This is a genomic window from Chromobacterium subtsugae (genome assembly GCF_001676875.1).
In the GTDB taxonomy this organism is placed as follows: Bacteria; Pseudomonadota; Gammaproteobacteria; order Burkholderiales; family Chromobacteriaceae; genus Chromobacterium; species Chromobacterium subtsugae.
The window spans coordinates 287,359-302,293 of the sequence record NZ_JYKA01000001.1; the positions used below are offsets into that span (position 1 = coordinate 287,359).

The 14,935-nt window shown below is 62.5% G+C and carries 17 protein-coding genes; 11 read left to right on the plus strand and 6 right to left on the minus strand.

From position 1 onward, the window contains the following. Window positions 1-38: 38 nt before the first annotated feature. Both ppa and MY55_RS01395 read left to right on the plus strand, forming a co-directional pair. Window positions 39-566, plus strand: a complete 528-nt coding sequence (gene ppa, locus MY55_RS01390) for an inorganic diphosphatase (RefSeq protein ID WP_043574411.1) — start codon at window positions 39-41, stop codon at window positions 564-566. Window positions 567-735: 169 nt separating this feature from the next. Beyond that, window positions 736-1,452 carry a hypothetical protein gene (locus tag MY55_RS01395; protein ID WP_152681570.1) on the plus strand — a complete coding sequence of 239 codons (717 nt, stop codon included), beginning with the start codon at window positions 736-738 and terminating at the stop codon, window positions 1,450-1,452. Between the two features lie 63 nt (window positions 1,453-1,515). Here MY55_RS01395 and MY55_RS01400 read toward each other — a convergent pair whose 3' ends face one another. After that, window positions 1,516-2,082, minus strand: a complete 567-nt coding sequence (locus tag MY55_RS01400) for a phasin family protein (RefSeq protein WP_043574408.1) — start codon at window positions 2,080-2,082, stop codon at window positions 1,516-1,518. Window positions 2,083-2,491: 409 nt separating this feature from the next. Between MY55_RS01400 and minC the strand changes: the two genes are divergently transcribed. From minC to MY55_RS01445, 9 genes are all read left to right on the plus strand, one after another. After that, complete coding sequence (minC, locus tag MY55_RS01405; RefSeq protein ID WP_047243443.1) at window positions 2,492-3,208, plus strand: septum site-determining protein MinC; 717 nt, start codon at window positions 2,492-2,494, stop codon at window positions 3,206-3,208. A gap of 24 nt (window positions 3,209-3,232) precedes the next feature. Next, window positions 3,233-4,045 carry a septum site-determining protein MinD gene (minD, locus tag MY55_RS01410; RefSeq protein ID WP_043574406.1) on the plus strand — a complete coding sequence of 271 codons (813 nt, stop codon included), beginning with the start codon at window positions 3,233-3,235 and terminating at the stop codon, window positions 4,043-4,045. Window positions 4,046-4,048: 3 nt separating this feature from the next. Beyond that, window positions 4,049-4,306 carry a cell division topological specificity factor MinE gene (gene minE / locus MY55_RS01415; protein ID WP_043574404.1) on the plus strand — a complete coding sequence of 86 codons (258 nt, stop codon included), beginning with the start codon at window positions 4,049-4,051 and terminating at the stop codon, window positions 4,304-4,306. Between the two features lie 3 nt (window positions 4,307-4,309). Then, window positions 4,310-5,248, plus strand: coding sequence for a LysR substrate-binding domain-containing protein (locus MY55_RS01420; protein ID WP_043574401.1), 939 nt, complete (start codon window positions 4,310-4,312; stop codon window positions 5,246-5,248). Between the two features lie 180 nt (window positions 5,249-5,428). After that, window positions 5,429-5,560 carry a VOC family protein gene (locus MY55_RS24370; RefSeq protein ID WP_269082735.1) on the plus strand — a complete coding sequence of 44 codons (132 nt, stop codon included), beginning with the start codon at window positions 5,429-5,431 and terminating at the stop codon, window positions 5,558-5,560. A gap of 245 nt (window positions 5,561-5,805) precedes the next feature. Continuing rightward, window positions 5,806-7,746: an ATP-binding protein gene (locus tag MY55_RS01430; protein WP_052877970.1), complete on the plus strand. Its 1,941-nt coding sequence runs from the start codon at window positions 5,806-5,808 to the stop codon at window positions 7,744-7,746. A 102-nt stretch (window positions 7,747-7,848) separates the two neighbouring features. After that, window positions 7,849-8,211, plus strand: coding sequence for a response regulator (locus MY55_RS01435; protein ID WP_099049587.1), 363 nt, complete (start codon window positions 7,849-7,851; stop codon window positions 8,209-8,211). A gap of 90 nt (window positions 8,212-8,301) precedes the next feature. Beyond that, on the plus strand, window positions 8,302-8,931 hold the full coding sequence (locus MY55_RS01440) for a response regulator transcription factor (protein WP_047237825.1): 630 nt from the start codon (window positions 8,302-8,304) through the stop codon (window positions 8,929-8,931). Between the two features lie 47 nt (window positions 8,932-8,978). Continuing rightward, entirely contained in the window at window positions 8,979-9,305 is a 327-nt protein-coding gene (locus MY55_RS01445; protein WP_047237824.1) for an Hpt domain-containing protein, read from the plus strand. A gap of 30 nt (window positions 9,306-9,335) precedes the next feature. On the opposite strand, the gene MY55_RS01450 is transcribed toward MY55_RS01445, so the two are convergent. The 5 genes from MY55_RS01450 to MY55_RS01470 form a co-directional block, all read right to left on the minus strand. Further along, window positions 9,336-11,483 carry a chemotaxis protein CheA gene (locus tag MY55_RS01450; protein WP_047243442.1) on the minus strand — a complete coding sequence of 716 codons (2,148 nt, stop codon included), beginning with the start codon at window positions 11,481-11,483 and terminating at the stop codon, window positions 9,336-9,338. A gap of 7 nt (window positions 11,484-11,490) precedes the next feature. Then, on the minus strand, window positions 11,491-11,835 hold the full coding sequence (locus MY55_RS01455) for an STAS domain-containing protein (RefSeq protein ID WP_052877969.1): 345 nt from the start codon (window positions 11,833-11,835) through the stop codon (window positions 11,491-11,493). A 2-nt stretch (window positions 11,836-11,837) separates the two neighbouring features. Next, the gene (locus tag MY55_RS01460) at window positions 11,838-12,203 is read right to left on the minus strand and encodes a response regulator (RefSeq protein WP_047237821.1); all 366 of its coding nucleotides are present in this window, start codon (window positions 12,201-12,203) and stop codon (window positions 11,838-11,840) included. Window positions 12,204-12,230: 27 nt separating this feature from the next. After that, entirely contained in the window at window positions 12,231-12,785 is a 555-nt protein-coding gene (locus MY55_RS01465; RefSeq protein ID WP_065201867.1) for a chemotaxis protein CheW, read from the minus strand. A gap of 87 nt (window positions 12,786-12,872) precedes the next feature. Further along, window positions 12,873-14,816 carry a methyl-accepting chemotaxis protein gene (locus MY55_RS01470; RefSeq protein ID WP_081284605.1) on the minus strand — a complete coding sequence of 648 codons (1,944 nt, stop codon included), beginning with the start codon at window positions 14,814-14,816 and terminating at the stop codon, window positions 12,873-12,875. Between the last annotated feature and the right edge of the window lie 119 nt (window positions 14,817-14,935).

Genomic DNA, 14,935 nt, shown 5'->3' on the forward strand with positions numbered 1-14,935 from the left:
AAGCAATACCGTTCAACAACTCTCAAGGATTCCACTCCATGAATCTCGCCAGCATCGGCCCGGGCAAAGACATGCCGGGCGACTTCAACGTCGTCATCGAAATCTCCGCCAACGCCGCTCCGATCAAATACGAATTCGACAAGGACTGGAACACGCTGGTAGTGGACCGTTTCATGGGCACCTCCATGATGTACCCGGCCAACTACGGCTTCGTGCCGCAAACCCTGGCCGGCGACGGCGACCCGGTGGACGTGCTGGTGGTCACCCCGTTCCCGCTGCCGCCGGGCGTGGTGGTGCGCTGTCGCGCGCTGGGCCTGATCAAGATGGAAGACGACGGCGGCGTGGACGCCAAGCTGGTCGCCGTGCCGGTGGAAAAGCTGTGCCCGATGTACAAGTCCATCCAGAAGCTGGAAGACCTGCCGGAACTGCTGCGCCAGCAGATGGTGCACTTCTTCGAGCACTACAAGGATCTGGAAAAGGGCAAATGGGTCAAGATCCAGGGCTGGGGCACGCTGGAAGACGCCAAGACCGAACTGGTGGAAGGCATCGCTCGCTTCGGCAAATAAGCCGCCGCTCCGAGCCCAAGCCGGCCCTATGGCCGGTTTTTTTGCGCCCGCCGAATGCTGCATTGCACAATCCGCCTGTTGCGCGGGATAATGGTTTGCCGTATTTCCCCGCATCTGCCACGCTTCTAACAGGAACCATGCCGCGCCAAGCGGCCCCACCGGCATAGACATGGCTGTTTCGTATCGCATCTCGGGACATGCTCCCCATCTTCCCTGGTTCTTGCGCCGGCTAGCGGCGCGAGGACTGCCGGCCGCGTCCGCCAGCGGCCCGGCGGCGTGGCCTGCCGACTGGATCGGCATCGCGCTGGAAGACGGCTGGCTGGACCTCGGCCGGGACGGCGACGCCGCGCTGGCGCGCCGCCAGCGACAATGCGAGGACGCCGGCTTCGCCTTCATCGAACTGGGCGGCGACTGGCAGGCTCCGGCCGCCGAACATGGCTTCATGCTGCTGGCCGGCAGCCGGCAGCCGCCTGCGGGAGAGACGCTGACCCTGCTGGACGCGCTGGCGCCGCAAGCCGGCTGCTGGCTGCATTGCGGCCCGGCGCACAGCGCCCGCTTCTGCCAGCGGGTGTTCGCCGCGCTGTTGCACGCCGGCCGCGCCGCGCTGCCCTTGCCCGACGCCCAGCCGCGCGCGCTGCAATGGGAAGAAATGCTGTCCAGCCAGTGGCAATTGGCGGACAAGCTGCGCCAGCTCGCCGATGCTTACCTGATCGAACATCTGGGCCAGCGCCCGCCCTACCCGTCGCCGCTGCCGGACGAGGCGCGGCATTTCGCCGCCAACCTAGCCCGCGCCATCGCGCTGGCGCTGCCGGACAGCCAGGACTGGCCGGCCCTGCTGGAGAAACTGGCCGCCGCCCTGGCCGCCTGCCGGCCGGCCGGCAAATGAAAACCCGCCCGGCGGCTTGCGCCGCGGGCGGGTTTCGCGCTCGAGCCAGAGCGAAAAGCGGAATCAGGCCGCGCTGGTGGTGGTTTTCTTGCGGCTGACGGCGGCGCTGGCGGCCTTGGCCGAATTGGTGGCGGCTTCGACGCCGGCTTCGGCGATCTCGGCGCTAACCTTCTTGGCGGTCTTGGACACGCTTTCGAAAGCGGCGGTCGAGGTGTTCAGCAGGGTCTTCAGCGCGGCGACGGCGATGTCGGAACCAGCCGGAGCGCTCTTGGACAGGCGATCCAGGCTGGTTTGCAGCGCCTTGCTGTTTTCGGCGATCTGCTCTTCGACGAAGCTGGACAGCTCGTTCTGGGTAAGCAGCGCGGCGTCGTAGACGTTGCGGGCGGCGGAGAAAGCCTGATCCAGCGCCGGCTGCGCCAGGCCGCTTTGCAGGTCGCTCAGCGACTTGGCGTCCTTGACTTCGCTCAGCGCCTTGAACGCTTCGGCGTTGTCGGACAGCAGCTTGCGGGACAGGTCCAGCTGCAGGCTGGCGAAGCGTTCGGCGCCGGCCAGCACGATGGAGGACAAACGGACAGCCTTGTCGAACTGTGACTGACCGAGGGCAGAGAATTCCTGGGTGGTGGTAAACATGTATTCAGCTCCTAGAATGTCGGGTAGACAACGACTCAGTGATACAGCAACAAAACTGTTGTTCCGCGCGATGTTGCATCGCAACAATCATACTGTAGCGCGCCGAGGATGGCCCGGTCAAGGAAATGTTGCGCCGCACAATAAACTAAGCGGCTATTTTGACACGAGTTTTACCACAGCAAAATTCCATTATCATTACACGGAACGCCAGTGACGCCACCCGCCCGTCCGGACAGTCCATTTTGCGCCGCAACAGTCCGCTGTTGCTTGGGCGACTCACCTTCCCCGCCCGCCCGCCGCGCCAAAGCCTCATCGGCCCCGGCCGCCGTCTCGCCGCCATTGAAAGCCCGCCGTCAAGCCAGTACACTCGCGCCATAGAAGAAATCTATCTACATATAAAAGCTACCCCATGAGCCCTGTGGCCAACGCCTTTGATATCAAATCCGCCAGCCTTGACCTGCTGGCGATCCTGCTGCGCACCGACAACCTGGATGAGTTGGGCCAGGCGCTGGACGCGCGCTTCGGCAACACCAGCGGCGCGCCGGCCGAAGCCTTCGTGCTCGATGTGGAAGCGCTGCCCAATCCGGCCGAGCTGGATCTGGGCCGCCTGCTGCCGCTGCTCAGCCGCCGCGGCATCCGCGCGGTGGCGCTGCGCCACCCGGACAACGCGCTGGCGGCGGTGGCCAGCCAGTTCGGCCTGGCTTTCGCCAGCAGCGCCGCCTTGCCGCGTTCGGCGCAAGCGCCGCAGGAACCTGCGGCCAAGCCCGCCGTCGAACCTGCTGCTGCGCCCGCCGGCGCGATGATCGTCGACCGCCCGGTGCGGGCCGGCCAGCAGATTTACGCCAAGGGCTGCGACCTGATCGTGCTGGCGATGGTCAGCGCCGGCGCCGAAGTCATCGCCGACGGCAACATCCATGTATACGCCCCGCTGCGCGGCCGGGCGCTGGCGGGCGCGCGCGGCAACGCCGCCGCGCGCATCTTCACCCGCAGCATGGAGGCCGAACTGGTATCCATCGCCGGGGTGTACCGCACCATCGAACAGGCGCTGCCCGACAGCATCCTAGGCAAGCCCTCCCAGATCTATCTTGAGAACGAGCGCCTGGTGATGGCCGCGCTCGGCGAGTAACACATTTTTCCAAAGGAAAGCCCCGTGGCAAAAATCATCGTTGTGACATCCGGCAAGGGTGGCGTAGGCAAAACCACCACCAGCGCGAGCTTCGCCTCCGGCCTGGCACTGCGCGGCCACAAGACTGCCGTGATCGACTTCGACGTCGGCCTGCGCAACCTCGACCTGATCATGGGTTGCGAGCGGCGCGTGGTCTACGACCTGATCAACGTCGTCAACGGCGAGGCCAGCCTCAACCAGGCGCTGATCAAGGACAAGAACTGCGACAACCTGTTCATCATCCCGGCCTCGCAAACCCGCGACAAGGACGCGCTGACGCTGGACGGCGTGGAAAAAGTGCTGAAAGAGCTGGCCGACAACGGCTTCGAATACATCGTCTGCGACTCCCCGGCCGGCATCGAGAAGGGCGCGCTGATGGCGCTGTACTTCGCCGACGAGGCGCTGATCGTCACCAACCCGGAAGTGTCGTCGGTGCGCGACTCCGACCGCATCCTGGGCATCCTGTCGTCCAAGTCCAAGCGCGCCGAGGAAGGCCGCGAGGCGGTGAAGGAGCACCTGCTGATCACCCGCTACGCGCCGGGCCGCGTCGACAAGGGCGAGATGCTGTCGGTGGACGACGTCAAGGAAATCCTGCGAGTGCCGCTCCTGGGCGTCATTCCGGAATCGCCGAGCGTGCTGCAAGCCTCCAACTCCGGCACGCCGGCCATCCATCTGAAGGGTTCTGACGTGGCCGACGCCTATTCCGACGTGGTGGCGCGTTTCCTGGGCGAACAACGCCCGATGCGCTTCCTGGACGCCCCCAAGGTGGGCATCCTCAAGCGCCTGTTTGGAGGTTAAGCCATGTCCTTGATCGATATGATTTTCGGCAAGCGCCAGAAGTCCGCCGCCATCGCCCGCGAACGCCTGCAGATCATCCTGGCCCACGAACGCAACGGCCGCGATGCCCCCGACTATCTGCCCGCGCTGCAGCGCGAGCTGATGGAGGTGATCTCCAAATATGTCGCGGTCAACCTGGAAGACATCAAGGTGCAGGTGGAGCGCCAGGACGACTACGAAGTCCTGGAAGTCAACATCGTGCTGCCGGAACACCAACGCTAAGCCATGACGCTGACCGAACTGCGCTACATCGTGGCGGTGGCGCGCGAGCGCCACTTCGGCCGCGCGGCACAGAGCTGCTTCGTCAGCCAGCCGACGCTGTCGATCGCCATCAAGAAGCTGGAAGACGAGCTGGGCATCACCCTGTTTGAACGCGGCGGCCAGGAAGTGGCGGTCACCGAAATCGGCGAACGCATCATCGAGCAGTCGCAGCGCGTGCTGGAAGAGGCCGAGGCGGTGAAGCGGCTGGCCGGCGAACACCAGAACGAGCTGGCCGGGCCGCTGAAGCTGGGGGTGATCTTCACCATCAGTCCCTACCTGCTGCCCAAGCTGATTCCGGCGCTGCGCATCCTGGCGCCGGACATGCCGCTGATCCTGGAGGAGAACTACACCTCCCGGCTGGCGGAAATGCTCAAGCGCGGCGAGGTCGACGCCATCATCGTCGCCGATCCTTTCGAGGAAACCGGCATCGAAGCCTGGCCGCTGTACGACGAGCCCTTCGTCGTCGCCACCCCCAAGGGCCACCCCTGGGAAAAGCAGCCGCAGGTCGACGCCTGCCAGCTGGCCGAGGAGAGCGTACTGCTGCTCACCCAGGGCAACTGCTTCCGCGACCAGGTGCTGCAAGCCTGCAGCGAATTGTCCAGCCGCCAGCACTTCGGCCACAATCTGGCCAGCACGCTGCAGGGCAGCTCGCTCAACACCATACGCCACATGGTGGCCAGCGGCATGGGCGTCACCGTGATGCCGGCCACCTCGGTCGGCCCCGGCGACGAAACGCTGCTGTCGGTGGTGCCGTTCAGCCAGCCGGCGCCGCAGCGGCGCGTGCTGCTGGTGACGCGCAAGCAGTTCTTCCGCAAAAAGGCGATCGACACCCTGCAGCAGGCGGTGTTCCGCTCCGGCCTGCCCGGCGTCGTCATGCTGGAGGGCGAGCCCAAGCTGCAGTGACTGGCGCAGTCGCCATCACGCCCGCTCCCGCGCCGGTTCTGCCGCCGCGGGATTTTTTTCACCATCAGGAAACGGCAGGGCAAGGCTATGAACGAACTGGCCAGCATAGAACTGAAAGCCTTCCTCTCCGCCCGCGGCTTCAAGCTGTCGCAGGCCTTCTACCGCGACATCGGCTTCTAAATGAAGCCGGACAGCCACGGCGCCGCCTGCTTCGTCCCCGGCCATTGCGGCTTGCTGCTGCAGGACTATCACCATCCGGAATTCGCCGCCAACTGCATGATGCATCTGCTGGTGGAAAACGCCGCCGCCTGACGCGCCGCGACATCGCCACACGTTACCGGACCGACATCGGCGCATTGACGGAGCAGCCGTGACGGATGCGGGACTTCACGCTGACCGCCCCGTTCCGCGCGCTGTGGCGCATCGCACAGAATCTGCCACGCAACGCGGACCGACATATGCGGCGCGCTCTCCGCCTGCCAAGGAGTTTGTGAGCCCACGCTCGGGAAACTATCCTTCAGGGAGGACAAAGCCTAGGCGCAAGGACTCTCCCTCCCATGCAGAAACCGGACAACCCGAGCAATGAAACCGAGCGCATCGCGGCGCTGCATGCGCTGAACATCCTCGATACGCCGCCTGAAGAGCGCTTTGACCGCATCGCGCGGCTCGCCCAGCACATCATGCAGGTCCCCATCGCCCTGGTCAGCTTCGTCGACGCGGGCCGTCAGTGGTTCAAATCTCATCAGGGACTGGATGCCAAGCAAACCGGCCGCGACATTTCCTTCTGCGGGCACGCCATTTTGGGCGACGACGTTCTTTGCGTGGCCGACACCCAGCTGGACCCGCGCTTCTCCGACAACCCGCTCGTCACCGGCAATCCTCATATCCGCTTCTATGCAGGCGCTCCGCTGGACATTGGCGGCGGCGTGCGCCTGGGCACGCTGTGCGCGATCGATCGCATGCCGCACACACCCAGTCCGGAGCAGTTGGCGGCTCTGCGGGATCTGGCCGCCAGCACCGTCGACATGATGCTGATGCAACCTGCCGCCGACCTCATCAAACAGCTGCATGATTCCGACACGCGCCTGCGCGCCGTGCTGGACACCGTGATAGACGGCATCATCACGCTGGACGCCCATGGCGTCATGGAAAGCACCAACCCGGCGGCATGCCGCATTTTTGGCTATGCCGCCAGCGAGCTGGCCGGCCGGAGTCTAGACATGCTGATAGCGGACCCCTGCCAAAGCATGGCCGGCGGCATGCCTGGCATGGCGGGAGCCTTGCCGCTCCTTGAACATGGAAAAGAAGTCACCGGCCTGCACCGCAACGGCGCCACTTTTCCGCTGGAACTCTCCATCAGCGAAATGCACCTGCAAGGAAGCTGCATGTTCGTCGCGGTGGCCAGAGACATTTCCGAACGCAAAAAAGTGGAACGCATCAAGAACGAATTCATTTCCACCATCAGCCACGAACTGCGCACCCCGCTGACCTCGATTCATGGCGGCTTGGTCCTGGCCCTGAACGGCGGCGACGAAACGCTCTCTCCCAGGACCAGGCAACTGCTGGAAATCGCCAGCAGCAACTGCGCCCGGCTGACCGCGCTGGCCAATGACATACTGGACCTGAAAAAAATAGAGGCCGGCCACCTGGAGTTCACCTTTGAAAAGGTCGATTTGTCCGCCTTGGTCAAGCAGTCGATCAAGGCCAACGAGGCCTATGCCCATCAAAGCGGCGTCAGTCTCCAAGCTTTAAATGCCTTGAGCCAATCCTACGTCATAGGCGACCCGAACCGGCTGATGCAAGCCATTTCCAATCTGCTGTCCAATGCCGTCAAATTCTCTCCAGTCGATGGCATCGTGGAAATCTCCATCCATAAAATCCAGGACAGATACCGGGTGGCGATACACGACGAGGGAAGAGGTATTCCAGAAAGTTTCCGCAGTGAAATCTTCAATCGCTTCGCCCAAGCGGATAAATCCGACACCAGAGAAAAGAGCGGCGCCGGGCTGGGCCTGAACATTACCAAAGCCATCATAGAGCGCCACCATGGCCTATTGGATTACGAGAGCACCATGGGCACAGGCACCACATTCCATTTCGATCTTCCCGCCGCCACCGCGCTGGTTGCCGCCAAGCCATCCCGTCTGCTGATATGCAAGCGCGAGGAAAGCGAAACCGAAGCCTTGCGCGCCTCGCTTGATGAGCAAGGCGTCGAGAGCGACGGCGCCTATCGGGGACACATTGCGCTCGATTTGCTGCGGCACACCGCCTACCAGGCCGTCTTGATCGACCTGCCCCACCATGAAAGCCTGGCCATGATTGAGGCTATCCTCAGCATGCGGGGACTGAATGCGCCAGCGCTGGTTCTGCCCGATGAAAGAAAAACGGACTATCTGGAATCGATCCAGACGGAGGGCCTGGCCATTCACTGGTTTCCCCGGCATGCGACTTTGGCCGCATTGGAAAAAACCATATTATCCGCAATAAACCATGCATAAAGCCCTCTTCCGCACTCAGCCTTTCAGATGAGCGCGGCGGATGCGCCGCCGGGCCGATTGCCTGTTACAGGAGCCGCCATGTCATCAAGAAAAATACAGCTGATGTTCATCGACGACGACCAGGATATTCGAAGCATCTTCGCATTCGCGTTCGAGCAGGAACAGGACATGGAAATCAAGCTGTGCGCATCGAGCATCGACGCCATCTCCTGGGCCGAGGCCTCGCCGCCCGACATTATCGTGTTGGACGTGATGATGCCGGAAATGGATGGTCCCAACACGTTCAGCCGTTTGAAAGCCATCCCGGCGCTCGCGCTGACGCCCATCATTTTTCTGACGGCGAAAGTACAGAAACAGGAAATCGAAAGACTCAAAGCGCTGGGCGCAACGGCCGTGATAGAAAAACCGTTCAATCCGCTGGAGCTGCCCGGCCTGATCCGCTCGCTCGCGCCGGAAATCGGCTAGAACAAGCTTTGATCGGCGGCGGCGACGCCAGGCGCGCCGGGCCTGCAGCCGGCGAAACAGCCAGAAAATCCGCTCCCACGCAGAGGGAAAATGATGAATGACGATTTTGTCGCCGTAATCGACGACGACGACGCGCTGCGGGAAATGCTATGCCTGATGCTGGGCAGCATAAAAATTCCGGTGATCGGCTATCCCGATGGGCGATCGTTCATGGAGGACGCCAAGCGGCATCAATGCGCTTGCGTCGTCCTGGACATGCGCATGCCGGGCATGAGCGGGCTGGACCTGCAGCGGCAGATCCGCAGTGAAACGCTGGACATGCCGGTGATCTTCATGACGGCGCATGCGGATATCCGGGTGGTGGTGGACGCCATGCGGGATGGCGCGTTGGAGTTCCTGCAAAAACCCATCCAAGGGCAGGAGTTGCTGGACTGCGTTCAACAATGCTTGCAAACGCTGCCGCAGCGGAAACAGAAAGTCCGCGAAAAAGAAGTCTTTCAGGCCAGATTGGCGAATCTCACGCCGCGCGAAAAACAAGTCCTCGATGAAATCGCCTCCGGCATGAGCAGCAAGCAAATCGCCGATAAGCTGGGCGTGACGCTCAATACCGCAGAGCAGTATCGCAGCAGCGTCTTGAAGAAAATGCGCGCGTCCTCCACGGCCAAATTGCTGAGCAGCATGGAGCTGTGGCAGCGCAAGACCGCCGGCAAGCGAGAGTAAGCGTATGCCCCACGCAGAATCAGGCGATGCGCGGCGAAAGGAAAGACATGGATGCCGCCGAAACGCAAAAACGGATGCAGGCATTGCGCGCGCAATATCAGGACCGCTTGCTCCGCCAACTGGACGAGATGCAAGCTCTGGCAGCCCAACTGAACGGCGAGGCCGCCGATCAAGCTGTGTATTCCGTCTTGCGGGAACGTCTGCACAAGCTCGCCGGCTCCGGCGGCACCTTTGGCCAACCGGAGCTGGGGCGGCGCTGCCGGAGCCTGGAATGCCTGCTCGATGGCTGGCTGGCCGCGGACGCGCCGCCCATTGACGCGGGCATGCGGCGGCAGTTTCTGGCCGATCTGGCGGCCCTGGCCGCGCTAACATAAGCCGCGCCTGCTTGCTGGGCAGGAACGCGCTCATGCCGTCAACGCCACAGACGCGTTTCTTTGTCTTTGCTGCACGTCCCGCGCCACCACGCCCTGAATCAACTGGACGACGTCTATGATCAGGGCGACCTCGCCGTCGCCGAGTATCGTCGAACCGGTCACGCAGGGCACATGCTGGAACAGGGCACCCAGCGGCTTGATGACGGTTTGGCACTTGCCGTAAATCCTGTCCACCACCAGGCCGATGCGCTTGCCCGCAAAACTGACGGTCACCACGCGCGGCCGCGGATGAGCCGGGCCGCGCTCGCCAAACAGCTCACGCAAGCGCACGAAGGGCAAGGCGGCGCCGTCTTTGTCCATATAATCCACATCGCCTTGGCACTGCGGCAGCTCCAGACACTCCACCACCATGTCCAGCGGCACGATGAACTGCGCGCCGCCCACTCCCACATGGAAACCGTCGATGATGGCCAGCGTAAGCGGCAGGCACAGCCGCATCGTGGTGCCACGGCCCGGTTCGGACTCGATTACCAACGAGCCGCGCAGCGCTTCGATATGGCTCTTCACGACGTCCATGCCCACGCCGCGGCCCGACAGATTGGTGACACGCTCCGCCGTGGAGAAGCCGGGCGCCAGGATCAACTGATGGATGTCGTGGCGCGACAGATTCGCGCCATCCGCCACGATGCCCTTCTCTATCGCCTTGCGCAGAATCTTCTCGTGATCCAAGCCGCCGCCGTCATCCGCCACCTCGATCATGATGGCACCGGACTCGTGGTAGGCCTTCAGCGTGACGGTGCCTTGCATGGGCTTGCCGCGGGCGATGCGCGTCTCCGCCGGTTCGATGCCGTGATCCATGGCATTGCGCAGCAGATGCATCAACGGATCTGCGATTTTCTCCACCATGGATTTGTCCAGTTCCGCCTCCGCGCCGGAGATGCGCAGTTCTATCTCTTTGCCCAGTTCTTTCGCCACGTCGCGCACCACGCGCGGAAAGCGGTAAAAGACCTCTCCTACGGCCACCATGCGCAGCTGCAGCGCCATGTCGCGCACGGCCTCCACCAGCGTCAACAATTGGGAAGCCGCCTCCAGCATGGCCGGATGGGCGGCTTTGGCGGCCTGCGCCTGATTGCCCGCGCCGGCGATGACCAGTTCGCCCACTCGGTCGATCAAGGCATCCAGCCGGCAGGCCGGCACTTTGACGCTGCCGCCCTCAGCCGGCCGCCGCTCCTCTTCGCGCTTGGGCTTGGGCTTGGGCTGCGCCTCCTCGCCCACGCCCCTTGGCTCGACCGGCAATGCTTCGCCGCCCCCGTGCGGCAGAACCAGCAACCGGTACAACTCGTCGGACGTCAAGGTTCCGCAGGCCACCAGGATTTCGCCCACGCGGCCGGAGGCTTCCGGCAAGGCTTGGATCAAGCGCTGAAACGCGGGCAGCGGGCTGTGCGGCGGCAGGATGACGATGCTCGCGCTTTCAGCGCAGAAGGCGAATACGCTGGCGATCTCCTCCGCGCTGGCGGCGCTGTCCAAAACCACCTCGAAACCCAGATAGCACTGCTGCGGGTCTGCCGCCTCCAGCGGCGGCAGGTGGTCGCAAACCGTTTCCACATGCTGGACGCGGCCGTAGCGGTTCAGATAATTGATGAATTTGAGCGGATCCATGCCATCGCAGAGAATGGACGGAGAAAAGCGCAGAGACAGATGCCAGAACGGCGACGCCACCCCTTGCTCATCCCCGGTCGCCTCCTGCTGCGGAAGCGCTTCGCTCGCGGACGCGGCGGGCGGTGCCTCCTGCCCCAGCCAACGCGACAGCTGCGGAATCAGCGCGTCGCTGCGCGCGCGGTCCGCCTCGCCTCCGTCCGTTGCGGCGGCGATCAGCCCGGAGATGTGATCCTGGCAATCCAGCAGCACGCTGGCCAGATCGGAATCAAACGCAAAAGCGCCGTTACGCAACTCATCCAGCACGCTTTCCACCACGTGGGTGAAGCGCACCACCTCCTCCAGACCGAACATGCCGGCCGAGCCCTTGATGGTATGCGCGCAACGGAACAGCGCGGGCAGATCGTCGCCATCCGCGCTGCCGGCCTCCAAGCGCAGCAATATGTCTTCCATCTGGCCGATCAGGTCCCGCGCCTCGTCTATGAAAACAGCGAACGCGGCGGACAGGGTATCGTTTTCCATATCGAACTCACCTTGTGTAGTGACGACCAGCGGCGCGGTCAAGCCAGCCCTCGCCCACAGCGTCGGGCTGCTTGAGCAAAGCTTCCTGATTCACCAGCCTGGCCATTTCCCGCACCGGCTCAGACGCGTTGCAGAAGCTCACGCTCTTGGCGGCGTGGAGCTTCATCTGCAACAGCAACTGCAGCCCGGCGGTATCGATTTCCGTGACGCCGGCCAAATCCATGCAGATGCCGTCGGCAGCCTGCAACAGATTCAGCCAAACCGCCTGCACCGCATGGGCGGTATAGACGCCCAATTCGCCCCGAAACAGATGCCGGCCGGTTTCTTCATCGAAGTCCAAGGAGAAGTCCATGCTCAGCTCGCCAGCAACTCAACCGCAGCCAGCATTTGCTTGGGCTGAAACGGCTTGACCATCCAGGCCTTGGCGCCGGCGGACTGGCCCGCCTGTTTCTTGTCCTCCGCCACCTCGGTCGTCAGCATGATCACCGGCGCGCACTTGTATGCTGGATTTTTCTTGAGCTCCTGGACAAAAGTGAGTCCGTCCATATTGGGCATGTTCACATCCGAAATCACCAGGCTGATGCGCTGCCCCTTCAATTTCGACAAAGCGTCGGCGCCGTCGCAGGCCTCCATCACTTCATAGCCGGCATCGGTCAGCGTCATCGCCACCAAGGACCGCAAAGACGCGGAGTCATCCACCACCAGTATAAGTTTTGCCATGGCATTGCCCTCCCAGGCCTGTCAGCCTCAAGCCGGATCGGCTTGAGGCAGTTTCTCCTCGCCCATCCTCGTCACCGCGGATATTTCCGCTATCGACAAGGCGCGCGCCATGTTCAGAATGATCAGGAAACGATTGTCATGGCGCGCCAGGCCGGCGATGAAGTCCACGTCGATTTGCGCGCCAAAAGCCGGCGGCGGCTCAATGTCCGCATCGTCGATTTCCACCACCGCCGTCACGCGATCCACCAGCAAACCGATCACGTGCAATGCGCCCCCATGCTCCACCTCCACGATCACATAGCAGCTGCGACGGCTCACGACGATAGGGTGGTGGCCGAAGCGCACAGCCAGATCGAGGACCGGCACCACCGCGCCGCGCAGATTGATGACGCCGCACACGGCGAGCGGCATCATGGGCACCGCCGTTGGCACGTCGTATTCGATGATTTCCCGGATCCGCTCGATCTCGATGGAGTAGGCATTCCCCCCCAGGCTGAAGGCAAGATAGAGCTTGCCGACGCTGGATTCGTGTTGCGCGGCGCCGATTGCCGGATTCGGGTTGCTCGCTTGATTGTCCGCCATGCATTTCTCCCCGGCAGGCAGGGACCGCGCTCGGCAAGCGCGTCCTGCCCGCCTGATCCATTACGCCGCGGCGGATGCCGCGGGCTTTCATGCGTAGGAGCGCCCGCCGCTTCTCATCAGGGCCATGGTGTCGCGCATGGCGTTGCCGTGCGATTCGCGCAGCTCGAACTGACTCATCAGATTGCGCAGCAGCTCGGCCTGTTCGGCCACCGTCTGCGCGGTCGCCGCCAGTTCTTCCGATGCCGACGCGGTTTGCTGCGTAGTCAAGTTCAGCTGGTTCATCGCCTCGTTGATCTGGTTCGTGCCTATGCTCTGTTCGTTGGACGCCGCCGTGATCTCACGCACCAGATCCGCCGTCCTGTTGATAGACGGCAGCATTTCGGACAACAGCTGGCCCGCCTGCTCGGCCGTCTGTACGCTGTTGGCAGCCAGACCGCTGATCTCCTGCGCCGCGATCTGGCTACGTTCGGCCAGTTTTCTAACTTCAGCCGCCACCACGGCGAAGCCCTTGCCGTGTTCGCCCGCCCGCGCGGCTTCGATTGCAGCGTTCAGCGCCAACAGGTCCGTCCGGTAGGCAATGTCGTCGATAATGCCTATCTTGTCCGCGATGGCGCGCATCGCCTTCACGGTCTCGTCCACCGCGTCTCCGCCGCGCATCGCATCCTTGGCGGACTGGGTGGCGATGCCATCAGTCACTACCGCGTTATCGGTGTTCTGCGCGATGGAGACTGACATTTCCTCCATGGAGGACGTGGTCTGCTCCAGGCTGGCGGCCTGCTCGGTCGCGTTCTGCGACAGCGCCTGCGACGCGCTGTTCACCTGATTCAGTGCGCTGGATATCTCCTCTATCGCCTCGCTCACCTGGCGTATGGTCTGGGCCAATTGGTCCACGCTGGTATTGACGGAGCGCTTGAGCTGATCGAAATCTCCCGCATACTGTCCTTCCACTAGGCAAGTCAGATTGCCGACCGCCAGGGACTCCATTACCCGCATCACTTCTTTCACCGGCCCCGCCATGCCGTCCAGCGTCTTGTTGATGCCTTCGACGATTTTGCGGAAATCGCCGCGGTGCGCATTCGCGTTGGCGCGCTCGTCCAGGCGCCCTTCCACCGACGCCTGGACCAGCATGTCGGTATCTACGATCAAGGCCTTGATATTGGCGCGCATTTGCTCAATTGTGTCATTGATGAAACGCTTCTTGCCCGGAAAGAGTTCCAGCGGCGCTTCCATATTGCCCTCGCCAAACTCCTTGATGCAGGCCATGGCTTTTTTCTTCACGGCGATATGGCCCGCCACCATGCTATTGACGCCGGCCGCCATGGAGCGATACGCGCCCTGGAATTTCGCCTCATCCATGCGCACATCGATATCGCCCGCATCATGCTCGGCCGACATATGGTTCATTTCACCGATGAAGGCCTTGATATTGGCACGCACCTGCTCAACGGTATCGTTGATGAAGCGCTTCTTGCCGGGGAACACTTCCAGCTGGGCATCGAAATTGCCTTCGCCAAACTCCTTCACGCAGGCCATGGCTTTTTTCTTCACGGCGATATGGCCCGCCACCATCTCATTGATGCCGCTGACCATCTCGCGGTAAGCCCCCTCGAACTTGGTTTCGTCCATGCGCACGTCGATATCGCCCGCCTCGTGTTCGGCCGACATGCGTTTCATATCGGCCAGCAACGTTTGCAAACCGGACTGGATTTGCGTGGCCAAGCGCGCGACGCGGCCGGCCTCGCCATGGGAGGAAATTTCCAGACGCGTATTCAGATTGCCGTTTGCCATCTGTTCGAGCATGGCGACAAGCGCCGGCATGCCATTTTCCTGGCTGCGGGAAAGCCATGCGGCCATCAATAACAGAGGCAAAGACAAGGTGCTGACCCATATGGCGGCATTCACCCAAATCTTTTCACCCTCATAAACGCCGCCATGAGCGATTAACAGGGCGACATCGGAAAAAACCGTCAACACGATCAGAAGCGTCAACGATGCGATTACAGCGCGCTGCCGGTTATCAAAAAAAGCCATGATGTACTCCCTGGTAAATAACACTTCAGATTGCGATCGAACCGATACTCAAGATCGAGCGCCATTTTTCCCTTATCCGAAAATCCATTCGCCTGATGGCTTGTTTTTCTTGACTCATC